Source organism: Scleromatobacter humisilvae (assembly GCF_023231945.1).
In the GTDB taxonomy this organism is placed as follows: Bacteria; Pseudomonadota; Gammaproteobacteria; order Burkholderiales; family Burkholderiaceae_C; genus Scleromatobacter; species Scleromatobacter humisilvae.
This window is the reverse complement of sequence record NZ_JAJLJH010000008.1, coordinates 134,999-146,914: the sequence shown is the minus strand read 5'-3', so window position 1 is coordinate 146,914 and position 11,916 is coordinate 134,999. Positions and strand designations below refer to the sequence as shown.

The window sequence follows — 11,916 nt, the reverse complement described above, 5'->3', positions numbered from 1 at the left end:
CGCGTGATCCCGCACATCGACGTCCCGGTCTCCGAGCAGTCGCAGGTCGGAGAGGCGCGCCGCGCGGCGAACCGGCTCGCCACCGACCATGACCTCGACGAGACCGTGCGCGGCCGCGTCGCGATCGTCGTCACCGAGCTCGGCAACAACCTCTGGCGCCACGCGCAGAAGGGCCGCCTGCTGATCGGCTGCCGCAGGAGCGACGAGGGCTGCCAGCTGGAGGTGATCGCCATCGACAGCGGCCCGGGCATGGCCGACGTCGCGCGCTGCCTGCGCGACGGCTACTCGAGCGGCGGCACGCCCGGCACCGGCCTCGGCGCGGTTCAGCGGCTGTCGACCGACTTCTCGGTGTTCTCGAGCCCGGGCAAGGGCACCGCCATCCTCTCGCGCACCTGGGTGCCATCGCCCGGCACGCCGGCTTCGCCATCTTTTCGCGCGCGTTTCGCGCACGCGGGGATCTGCCTGGCCGCGCCCGGCGAGGTGATCAGCGGCGATGCCTGGGACGTCCGCATCGACGGCGACGGCAAGGCGACGGTGATCGTCGCCGACGGCCTGGGCCACGGACCGGTCGCGGCCGAGGCGGCGGCCGAGGCGCTGAAGGCCTTCGGCACGCTGCGCGGCTCGCCGGCCACCGTGCTCGAGCGCGCGCATCCGGCGCTGCGTTCGACGCGGGGCGCGGCGGTCTCCATCGTCGAGCTCGATGCCAACGCCGGCACCGTCGTCTACGCGGGGGCCGGCAACATCAGCGGCCGCATGATCTCGGGCATCGAGGATCGCTCTCTGATGTCGCAGCACGGCACGCTGGGCCTGGCGATCCGCAAGCTGCAGGACGTCAGCTATTCCTGGCCGGACCATTCGATCGTCGTGCTGCACTCCGACGGGCTGATCACGCGCTGGACTCTGAAGGACGTGGGCGGCCTGCTGCAATGCGACCCGGCCGTCATCGCCGGCTGGCTGCTGCGCGACTTCACGCGCGGCCATGACGATGTCACCATCGTCGTCCTGAAACGAGGCTGAGATGGCGCAAGACGAATCCGCAGCGAACGCCCGCATCGCCGAGCTGACCGAGCAGATCGAGGCGATGCAGATCGAGCTCGACGAGACCAACCGGGGCGTCGTCGCGCTGTATGCCGAGCTCGACACCCAGGCGCAGCAACTGCAGCGCGCCACCGACCTGAAGAGCCGCTTCCTGGCCTACATGAGCCATGAGTTCCGCACCCCGATCTCGGCGCTGCGCAGCCTGGCCCGGCTGCTGCTGGATCGCGTCGACGGCCCGCTGACGCCCGAGCAGGAAAAGCAGGTGCGCTTCATCGAGTCGACGGCCGAGGAGTTCGCCGAGATGGTCAACGACCTGCTCGACCTCGCCAAGGTGGAGGCCGGCCGCGTCGACATCTCGCCGGCGTGGTTCGAGATGGTGGACCTGTTCTCCGCGCTGCGCGGCATGTTCCGGCCGGTGCTGACCAATCCCGACGTGTCGCTGGTCTTCGAGGAGCCGCAGCGCTCGTCGCGGCTCTACACCGACAACAAGATGCTGTCGCAGATCCTGCGCAACTTCATCTCCAACGCGCTGAAGTTCACCGTCAAGGGCGAGGTGCGCGTGTCCGCGACGCAGAACAGCGACGAGACGATCACGTTCGCCGTCGCCGACAACGGCATCGGCATCGACCCGAAGTTCCACGCGGCGATGTTCCGCGACTTCACGCAGGTCGACTCGCCGATCCAGAAGCGGCTGCGCGGCACCGGGCTCGGTCTGTCGTTGAGCCGCCAGCTCGCCGAACTGCTGGGCGGCAAGGTAGGATTGACCAGCGAACTGGGCAGCGGCTCGACCTTCTTCGTCACCATTCCGCTGCACCTGCCGTCCGCAAGCGACGCCGCCCTCGAGGAAACGCCTGGCGAATGACTGACGCGAAGCCCGAATTCCGGCCGATCGATCGATCCGAGCACGAGCTGCTGATCATCGACGACAACCCGGCCACGCGCTATGCGACGGCGCGCCAGCTGCGCAGCGCGGGCTTCCGCACGCGCGAGGCGGCCACCGGCGCCGATGGCCTGGCCGCCGCCGACAATTCGATCTCCGCCGTCGTGCTGGACGTCCACCTGCCCGACATCGACGGCTTCGACCTGTGCGCGATGCTGCGCTCGCGCCCCGGCACCGCGCGCCTGCCCGTGCTGCACCTGACCGCGGCCTACGTCACCGACGAGGACAAGGTGCGCGGCCTCGATTCCGGCGCCGATGCCTATCTCACGCGCCCGGTCGAGCCCGCCGTGCTCGTGGCCACCGTGCAGGCGCTGGTGCGCACGCGCGTGGCCGAGGAGGCGATGCGGCGCAGCGAGTCCAAGTTCCGCGCGATCTACGCGCAGGCGCAGGCCGGCATCGCGCTGCTCGACGACCAGGGCCGCCTGGTCGACGCCAATCCGGCGATGCTGAAGATGATGGCGCGCGGCGATGGCGAGGTGATCGGCCATGCGCTGAGCGAATTCGCGCCGCGCGAATGGGCGCACAAGATCGTCAGTTCCTCGGTGGCCGCGGACGCGCCCTCGAGCTCGCTCGAGCTGCCGATGCAGCGGCCCGACGGCTCGCTGATCTACGTCGAGTGGAGCTTCTCGCCGCACATCGAGCCGGGCGTGACGATGGCCATCGCCACCGATGTCTCGCAGCGCGTCGCGCTCGAGCACCAGCGCCAGCAGCTGCTCGATCGCGAGCGCATCGCGCGCAGCGAGGCCGAGCAGGTGAGCCGCATGAAGGACGACTTCATCGCGGTGCTCTCGCACGAGCTGCGCACGCCGCTGAACGCGATCATGAGCTGGACCCACGTGCTGCGCCAGCGCGGCGGCTCCGCCGAGACGATGCGCGGGCTGGCCGCCATCGAGCGCAACGGCACGACGCAGGCGCGCATGATCTCCGACCTGCTGGACATGTCGCGCCTGAACCTCGGCAAGCTGCCGCTGACCTTCGTGACGATCGATCCGGTCGACGAGATCGTCGCCTCGGTCAACGCGATGCGGCCGGCCGACGGCGGCGGCCCGGTCATCGACGTGCAGGCGAGCCCGCCGTACCGGCCGATCCGCGTCGACGCGTCGCGGCTGCAGCAGGTGATCTGGAACCTGCTGAGCAACGCGATCAAGTTCTCGCCGCCGGGCGGCCGCATCGTCGTCGCGCTCGAACAGGACGAGCGTGGCCTGCGCATCCGCGTGGCCGACGAGGGCCAGGGCATCGCGCCCGAGTTCCTGCCCTTCGTGTTCGACCGCTTCGCGCAGAGCGACGCCGCGAGCAACCGCCAGCGCGGCGGGCTCGGGCTGGGGCTGTCCATCGTCAAGCAGCTGGTGGAGGCGCACGGCGGCACGGTGTCGGCGGCGAGCGCCGGGGTCGGGCGCGGCGCGACCTTCGAGGTCTGGCTGCCGGCCGATCCCGTGCACGCCGACAATCCCGACTACCCCGATTCCAGCCACGGCAGCGAGGCGCTCGACATGTCGCCGGCGTCGCTCGACGGCGTGCAGCTGCTGGTGGTCGACGACGATCCCGAGGCGAGCGCGATGCTGCGCATCATTCTGAGCGACCGGGGTGCCGTCGTGCACATGGCCCACGACGTGTCGTCGGCGCTGCAACTGCTGTCGGCGCGCGCCTTCGACGCGCTGATCAGCGACATCGGCATGGCCGGCCAGGACGGCTACGACCTGATCCGCGAAGTCCGCCACCAGGAGGCCACGCAGCCGACTCGGCGCCCGCGCCTGCCGGCGATCGCGCTGACCTCGTTCACACGCACGCAGGATCGCGACCAGGCGCTGGCCGCGGGCTTCGACCTGCATTGCGGCAAGCCGCTGCGGCCGCTGAACCTGTTGCAGCAGATCCGCTCGCTGCTCGACCTGCGCCACTGAGCCAGGCGGCCTGGCGCCCGATACAGTGGCGTCCATGAACGACCGCCACCCCGATCCCGACGACCTGCTCGCGGGCGACGACGCGGGTCGCGCGCGCGACTGGCGGGCGTATGCGAAAAGCGTCGCGGTGTGCGCGGCCGTCGTCCTCGGCACCGCGCCGCTGCTGCACGTTCTGGAGCCGTCCAGCGTCGTCATGCTGCTTCTGCTGGCGGTGGTGTTCTCGGCACTGCGCTACGGCCGCGGCCCGGCGGTGCTCGCGGCCTTCGTCAGCGTCGCCGCGTTCGACTTCTTCGACGTCGCGCCGCGCTTCACGTTCGTGGTGGCGGACGTGCAGTATCTCGTCACCTTCGTGGTGATGCTGATCGTGGCGCTGGTGGTCGGCCAGCTGACGGCCGGCCTCACCGCGCAGGCCCGCGTGGCCACGCTGCGCGAGGGTCGCGTGCGGGCGCTGTACGAGCTGTCGCGCGATCTCGCCGCCGCGCTGATGCCGGGGCAGATCGTCGAGATCGGCACGCGCATGCTGCAGGCCGAGTTCGAGGCGCGCGCGGTCTTCCTGCTGCTCGATGGCAACGACGGCCTCGTCGTGCCCGAGGCGAGCGGCGTCGATGCCGGGCTCGCGCACTGGACGCTCGCCCACGCCGAGGCCGCGGGGCAGGGCACCGCGACCGCGCCCGCCAGCGCGATGCGCTACGTGCCGCTCAAGGCGCCCATGCGCGTGCGCGGCGTCGTCGCGCTGGCCCTGCGCGATCCGCGGCGGCTGGAACTGCCGGAGCAGCGCCGGCTGCTCGACACCTTCGCCTCGCTGCTGGCGATCGCGCTGGAGCGCATCCACTATGTCGACGTCGCGCAGCACACGACGGTGCAGGTGGAGACCGAGCGGCTGCGCAACGCGCTGCTGGGCGCGATCTCGCACGACCTGCGCACGCCGCTGGCGGCGCTCGCCGGCATGGCCGATTCGCTGCAGCTCACGCCGCCCGCGCTCGCGCCGGCGCAGGCCGAGATCGCGCAGTCGCTGCGCGAGGCCGCCGTGCGCATGAACGCGCTGGTCAGCAACCTGCTGGACATGGCCCGCCTCGAGTCGGGCCGCATCGCGCTGAACCTGCAGTGGCAGCCGCTCGAGGAGGTGGTCGGCAGCGCGCTGCGCAGCCTCGGCGCGCTGTTCGCCGGCCGCCATCCGATCCGCGTCGCGCTGCCGCCCGGGCTGCCGCTGCTGCGTTTCGACGCCGTGCTGATCGAGCGCGTGCTGGCCAACCTGCTGGAGAACGCCGCCAAGTACACGCCCGCCGGCAGCGCGGTCAGCGTGGGCGCGGCGACAGCGGGTGACGTGGTGCAGGTGTGGGTGGCCGACGAGGGCCCGGGCCTGCCGCCCGGCCGCGAGGCCTTGATGTTCGAGAAGTTCGAGCGCGGCCGCCGCGAGAGCGCGACCCCGGGCGTCGGGCTGGGGCTGGCGATCTGCCGCGCCATCGTCGCCGCGCATGGCGGCACGATCAGGGGCGAGACGCGGCCGGAGGGCGGCGCGCGCTTCGCCTTCACGTTGCCGCGCGGAGAGCCCCCGCGCATCGACGAGCCGGCCGACGACGTCGACAATGCCGGCATGGACGTGAAGCAATGAGCGCGAGCGAGACCCCGGGCCGGGTGCTGGTCGTCGAGGACGAGGCCGAGATCCGCCGCTTCATCCGGCTGTCGCTGCAGGCCGAGTCGCTGGAGGTCGCCGAGGCCGACGGCGTGCAGCGCGGGCTGATCGAGGCCGGCACGCGGCGGCCGGACCTCGTGGTGCTCGATCTCGGGCTGCCGGACGGCGACGGCATCGACTTCATCCGCGGGCTGCGCGCGTGGTCGGAGATCCCGATCATCGTGCTGTCGGCGCGCACGATGGAGGCCGACAAGATCGCCGCGCTCGATGCCGGCGCCGACGACTACCTCGTCAAGCCCTTCGGCACCGGCGAGCTGCTCGCCCGCGTGCGCGCCCAGCTGCGCCGGCACCCGCGCGCGAGCGCCGAGGCCGCCAGCGTGCTGGAGTTCGGCGACGTGCGCATCGACCTGGCGCACCGCACGGTGGAACGCGCCGGCGCCGCGCTGCACCTGACGCCCATCGAATACCGCCTGCTGACGCACCTGGCCTCGCATCCGAACCGAGTGCTCACTCACCCGCAACTCCTTCGCGCCGTATGGGGGCCGTCCCATTCACAGGACACGCACTACGTGCGCATCTACATGGGCCACCTGCGCGCGAAGCTGGAGGCCGACCCGTCGCAGCCGCAGCACCTGATCACCGAGCTCGGTGTCGGCTATAGGTTCGTTCCCTGAGTCATTCCCCCTAGAGACAGCTCATCGGTGCACCGATAATTGCGGGTTCCGGCGCGGCGCCGGTCAGGGAGTGTCCAAGGTGATTGCAGTTCGACGTCTCGCCCTCGCGGCGATGGCCGGCGCGGCCTTCGTGCTGTCCGGTTGCGCGAGCCCCGCCCGCGAATCGGCACCGGCGCCCGCTCGGGAACAGCACTACACCGAGACGATCTCGTCGGTGCTGGTGTCGGGCGACGACAAGCGCATCGCCGCGATCGGCAGCGGCCACCACTACATCTTCACCGCGCCCGAGGTGCTGGTGAAGGCGTTGCGCTCGCCGGTGCATCCGCAGCTGACAGCCACGTTCACCACCTTCCACATCGACCAGCGCGGCATCGTCACCGGCGACTGGCTGCTGACGCTGGTCCCGGACGCCTCGCCCGCGGCCCGGGCGCAGGCGAGCGAGGTCGGCCTCGTTGCCGGGCCGGACGGCGTGATGGCCGCCGGCGGCATCCTCAAGGGCCAGCGCTTCACGGGCTGGACCTACGCGCTGCGCGGCCCGCATGACAAGCTGAACAAGCCCACCACCATCGACATCACGATCGATGCCAGCACCGCCGACAACGCCGTCGACGAGGCGGCCACGCCGATCCGCATGGCCGCCGACGGCGTGCAGCTGATCTACTGGGCGCCGCTCGCGCCGGTCATCGTGCCGGTGCTGTTCCTGGGCCGCGCGAAGGATCATTGAACCCGCGCTGCCCGCCATGTCCGCCGCCGAAATCGACCACCTGGCGCTGACCGCGCTGCGCCTGTTGCCCGACGAGCCCGATCGCGCGATGCGCCTCTGGGACGAGGCCTGGGCGCGCGCGAGCGCCGGCGGCCTGGAGCGCACGCAGCTGCGGCTGCGCATCGTCAGGATGCACCACCAGGCGCGCTTCGGCGACCGCGAGGCGCTCGGCTCGCCGATGCTCGCGGCCACGGCCGAGGCGCGTGCGCACGGCTGGCGCGTGGAGTCGCTGCTGGTCGACCTGCTGGAGGTGTTCCTCGCGACGCTGCGCACGAATCCGGACGACGGCATGGGCGACGTCGAGGCGATCCGCGAGGAGGCCGAGGCCCATCTCGACCCGATCGAGCTGAGCTGGATGGAGCTGATGGCCGGCCATTTCCGCGGCTACATGCTGGGCTGGGCGCAGGAGCCCGAGCGCACCTACCGCGCGCTGAACCGGCTGGTCGCGAGCGCCGACGCGCCGGCGGGGCTGATCGCCAACGTGCAGATGAACATCGGCCACAGCCACCTGCTGGTGGGCAACGTCGACCTCGCCTCCACCTACCTGCAGGAGGCCTGGCGCCTCTACCAGCCGCTGCCGCTGACGCCGCGCAAGCTCGGCGCGGCGCGCGCCTGGGCGCAGTGCCTGCTGGCCAAGAACGAGGTCCGGCGCGCCGACGCCGTGCTGCAGGCGGCGCTCGACGCGCGCGCGGAGCTCGCCTCGCCGCTGTTCCTCGCCGGCGCGCTGCTGGTCGCGGCGGAGGCCCGGCTGAAGCTGGGCGACGCCGCCGGCGCCGCGGCGCTGCTGGAGGACGCCGCCGCCCACGCCGACGCCGGCTCCGAGCCCGGCGTGCTGGTGCACGTGGCCTACGTGCGCGCGCTGCTGCTGGCCGAGCAGGGCGACATCCCGTCGGCGGCGCAGGTCGGCGAGGCCGGCTGCCGCCAGATCCCGCGCAACACGCACAAGCTGGGCGTGCAGGCCTGCCTCGACCTGACGGCGCGGCTGCAGGCGCAGGTCGGCAACTACCAGCGCGCCTACGAGCTGCAGTGCCAGGTCGTGTCGATGCGCAACGACCTCGCCAAGAAGTCGGCCGAGGTGCGCCACATCGACCTGCACGTCGACCACCAGACGCACCTGGCGCGCATGGAGATCGAGCACGCGCGCCGCGAGCGCACCCTCGCCGAGAATGCCGAGGCGGCCATCGCGCAGAAGAACCAGCTGCTGGAGCAGCGGCTGCGCGAGGTCGAGCGGCTGCAGGAATCGCTGCGCGAGCTCGCCAACCGCGATGCGTTGACCGGCCTCTACAACCGGCGCTATCTCGGCGAGGCGCTGCCGGGGTTGGTGTCGATGGCCTCGCGCCGCGGCGACCGCATCGTCGTGATCCTGATCGACCTCGACCACTTCAAGAAGGTCAACGACGCCTACGGCCACCAGATGGGCGACCTCGTGCTCGAGGGCTTCGCCGACCTGGTGCGCGACGCCTTCCGCGCGCACGACCTGTGCTGCCGCTACGGCGGCGAGGAGTTCTGCGTCGTGATGGCCGACACCGACGACATCGCCGCGCACGAGCGCGTCGAGGAGCTGCAGGAACGGCTGGGCGCGCGCGTGTTCAGGAGCGGCGAGCACGAGCTCACGCGCGTGGGCTTCTCGGCCGGGATCGTCACGTTCATGGCCGATCCGCGCATGGATCTCGACCTGGTGTTCCGCCGCGCCGACCAGGCGCTCTACGCGTCCAAGGACGCCGGCCGGCGCCGGATTTCCGCGCTCGAGCTGGCCTGATCCGCCGGCACCGGGGCGACACGGACCGCCGCGCGGCGTGACGGATTTCGCGCGCGGGTGTCCACGCGTCACCAGGCGCTTCAGCGCGCGACCGCTTCTGCCGATACCCTGGCAGCACGACTCCGCCTCGCGTCGCCCGGACGCGGCCGGCGTGCGCAACCCTGGAACCGCTGCCAATGTTCGCCCGTCTCGCGTTGATCGTTGCCCTGTCGTCCGCCGCTGTCGCGCAGGCCGCCGGCGTGAGCATCGTCGTGACGGATCCGGCCGGCCACGCGCTCGCCGATGCGGTGGTGATGCTGGAGCCGGTGGGCGCGCCGCTGCCGGTCAAGCCGATGGCCGGGGCCCAGATCGCCCAGAAGGATCTCGAGTTCCACCCGGCCGTGACGGTCGTGACCGTGGGCACGCCCGTGCTGTTCCCGAACCAGGACACCGTCAAGCACCACGTCTATTCCTACTCCGCGGCCAAGACCTTCCAGATCAAGCTCTATGCCGGCGTGCCGCACACGCCGATCGTGTTCGACAAGCCTGGCGTCGCCGTGCTCGGCTGCAACATCCACGACGGCATGATCGCGTGGGTCGTCGTCACCGACACGCCGCTGTGGGCCCGCAGCGCGGCCTCCGGCGCCGCCAGGGTGCTCGACGTGCCGCCCGGCAACTACCAGATGCACGTGTGGCATTCCTCGCTGGCCGAGACGACGCCGCCGCAGCTGCTGCCGCTGACCGTGGCGGCCGGCGACGTCGAGCAGCGCATCAGGCTGGGCACGGGTGGATTGATCAAGTGAACGCGCAGGACCGCTCCTGGCGGAAATCCCTCGGCGCCCGCATCATCGGGCTGTTCCTGGCGCTGCTGCTGGCGGTGCAGCTCGTCAGCTTCGCCTCGCTGCGCATCAGTCTGTCGCGCCACGCGCACAGCGAGCTGCCGGCTCGCCTGGTCGAGGGCGAACAGCTGCTGCAGACGCTGCTCGAGCGCCGGGTGCACGCGGTGTCCGACGTGGCCGAGGTGACGGCCGCCGACTTCGGCTTCCGCACGACGCTGTTCGAGGGCGACGAGAACACCATCGTCTCGGCGCTGGACAACCTGCGCCGCCGCGTCGGTGCGACGGAGGTCGGCTACCTGGGGCTTGACGGCACGGTGCTGCACCGCGCGTCCGCCCGCAGCGGCACCGACATCGCGCCGGTCGCCGCGCACCTCAAGTCGCAGAACCCGGCCAGCTCGGCCAGCGAGATCATGCTGGTCGGCGGCCAGCCCTACCAGGCCGTGCTGGTGCCGGTGAAGGCGCCGCGCCTGATCGGCTGGATCCTGATCGCGTTCCCGCTGGACGACGCGCTCAAGACCGACATGAAGCGCCTGTCCGGCCTCGACCTGACGCTGCTGTCGCGCGCCACCGGGCGCGAGCCCTGGGCGGTCAGCATGACGGCGTTGACGAAGTCCAGCGCCATCGATCTCGCCGAGAGCGCGTGGGGTGCCGGCGCGCCGGGCGACACGATGGTTTCGGTGCCGACCCAGGGCGACGAGCTCGGCGTGCACGCCGTGCCGCTCAGCGCCGACCACAGCCTGTCCGCGGGCGTGCTCGCGCTGATCTCGCTGTCGGTGGGCGACGCCGTGCGGCTGCCGGCCGACCTGCAATGGCGGCTGATCCTCATCACGCTGACGGCCATCGGCGTCTTCGCGATCGGCAGCGTGCTGACCGCGCGCCGCGTGACCACGCCGCTGCGCGGCCTCGCCGACGCCGCCGAGCGCCTGGGCGCCGGCGACTACGCGACGCCGATGCGCGGGCTCAACCGCGAGGACGAGATCGGCGCGCTGTCGCACTCGTTCGAGCGCATGCGCGTGAGCATCGCCGAGAACCAGGCGCAGATCCTGCGGCTGGCCTACTGGGACGGGCTCACCGCGCTGCCCAACCGCGCGCGCTTCCGCGAGCTGGCGGGCACGGCGATCCGCGATGCGGGCGACGCGCTGCTGGCACACGGCATCGAGACGTCGGTGGCCGTGCTGATGCTGGACCTGACGCGCTTCAAGCACGTCAACGACGTGCTGGGCTACGGCGTCGGCGACCAGGTGCTGGTGTCGGTCGCCGAACGCCTCGGCCGCGCGCTTGCGCGCGACGGCGACGTCGTCGCGCGCCTGAGCGGCGACGAGTTCGGCGTCCTGCTGCGCCGGGCCGATGCGGCACAGGCGCACGCCGTCGCCCTGCGCATCGAGCAGGCGCTGGAGCAGCCGCTGACGCTGGGCGAGCACAAGGTCGACATCGGCGCGAGCATCGGCGTGGCGTGCTGGCCGCAGCATGCCGACACCGCCGACGCGCTGCTGGTGCGCGCCGAGATGGCGATGCATGCCGCCAAGCAGCGCGGCAACGGCCCCGCGACCTACGACCCGTCGATCGACGCCACCAGCGCGCAGACGCTGACGCTGATCTCCGAGCTGCGCCAGGCCGTCGACCGCAACGAGCTGCGCCTGTACCTGCAGCCCAAGCTGGCGCTGGAGGACCGCGCCGTCGTCGGCGCCGAGGCGCTGGTGCGTTGGCAGCATCCGCAGCGCGGCCTCGTGCCGCCGGTCCAGTTCATCCCGTTCGCCGAGCAGACCGGCTTCATCCGCCACCTGACGATGTGGGTGTTCGAGGAGGCCGCGCGCCACTGGCAGACGCTCGCCGACGAGGGGCTGCAGCTGCGGCTGTCGGTCAACCTGTCCACGCGCGACCTGCTGGACATGGACCTGCCGCAGAAGTTCGGCGCGCTGCTGGTCAGGCACGGCGTGCCGGCCGCGGCGTTCTGCCTCGAGATCACCGAGAGCGCGATCATGGACGACCCGCAGCGCGCGCTCGCCACGCTGGACGCGCTGAACGCGATGGGCTTCAAGTTGTCGATCGACGACTTCGGCACCGGCTACTCGTCGCTGGCCTACCTCAAGCGCCTGCCCGTCGACGAACTCAAGATCGACCAGTCCTTCGTGCGCAACATGCAGAGCGACCGCGACGACGAGATGATCGTGCGCTCGACGATCGACCTGGCGCACAACCTGGGCATTACCGTCGTCGCCGAGGGCGTCGAGACCGCCGAGGCGTGGAACCTGCTGCGCGAGCTCAAGTGCGACCAGGCGCAGGGCTATCACATGGGCCGCCCGATGCCGGTCGGCGAGTTCTCGGCCTGGTCGACGAGCTGGGGCATGCGCCGCGCGGCCGGCGAGACCGACAGCCTGCACCTGCTGCACTGA

9 protein-coding genes are annotated in these 11,916 nt (G+C 71.6%); all 9 read left to right on the top strand.

Annotated elements, in window-relative coordinates; genetic code table 11:
- The first annotated feature begins 3 nt into the window (after nucleotides 1-3).
- Nucleotides 4-1,017 (top strand): ATP-binding SpoIIE family protein phosphatase, encoded by a 1,014-nt coding sequence (locus LPC04_RS22000; protein ID WP_275684437.1) that lies wholly within the window; start codon nucleotides 4-6, stop codon nucleotides 1,015-1,017.
- Nucleotide 1,018: 1 nt separating this feature from the next.
- Nucleotides 1,019-1,900 (top strand): sensor histidine kinase, encoded by an 882-nt coding sequence (locus LPC04_RS21995; RefSeq protein WP_275684436.1) that lies wholly within the window; start codon nucleotides 1,019-1,021, stop codon nucleotides 1,898-1,900.
- A complete protein-coding gene (locus LPC04_RS21990) occupies nucleotides 1,897-3,876 on the top strand; it encodes a hybrid sensor histidine kinase/response regulator (RefSeq protein ID WP_275684435.1) in 1,980 nt (659 codons plus the stop codon). Before LPC04_RS21995 ends, LPC04_RS21990 begins: the two co-directional genes overlap by 4 nt.
- A gap of 34 nt (nucleotides 3,877-3,910) precedes the next feature.
- Nucleotides 3,911-5,488: a DUF4118 domain-containing protein gene (locus tag LPC04_RS21985; protein WP_275684434.1), complete on the top strand. Its 1,578-nt coding sequence runs from the start codon at nucleotides 3,911-3,913 to the stop codon at nucleotides 5,486-5,488.
- Nucleotides 5,485-6,183 (top strand): two-component system response regulator KdpE, encoded by a 699-nt coding sequence (kdpE, locus tag LPC04_RS21980; protein WP_275684433.1) that lies wholly within the window; start codon nucleotides 5,485-5,487, stop codon nucleotides 6,181-6,183. Before LPC04_RS21985 ends, kdpE begins: the two co-directional genes overlap by 4 nt.
- Nucleotides 6,184-6,262: 79 nt before the next feature.
- Nucleotides 6,263-6,907 carry a hypothetical protein gene (locus LPC04_RS21975; RefSeq protein WP_275684432.1) on the top strand — a complete coding sequence of 215 codons (645 nt, stop codon included), beginning with the start codon at nucleotides 6,263-6,265 and terminating at the stop codon, nucleotides 6,905-6,907.
- A 16-nt stretch (nucleotides 6,908-6,923) separates the two neighbouring features.
- Nucleotides 6,924-8,705 (top strand): GGDEF domain-containing protein, encoded by a 1,782-nt coding sequence (locus LPC04_RS21970; protein WP_275684431.1) that lies wholly within the window; start codon nucleotides 6,924-6,926, stop codon nucleotides 8,703-8,705.
- A gap of 176 nt (nucleotides 8,706-8,881) precedes the next feature.
- Entirely contained in the window at nucleotides 8,882-9,487 is a 606-nt protein-coding gene (locus LPC04_RS21965) for a cupredoxin domain-containing protein (RefSeq protein WP_275684430.1), read from the top strand.
- Nucleotides 9,484-11,916 (top strand): putative bifunctional diguanylate cyclase/phosphodiesterase, encoded by a 2,433-nt coding sequence (locus LPC04_RS21960; RefSeq protein ID WP_275684429.1) that lies wholly within the window; start codon nucleotides 9,484-9,486, stop codon nucleotides 11,914-11,916. Before LPC04_RS21965 ends, LPC04_RS21960 begins: the two co-directional genes overlap by 4 nt.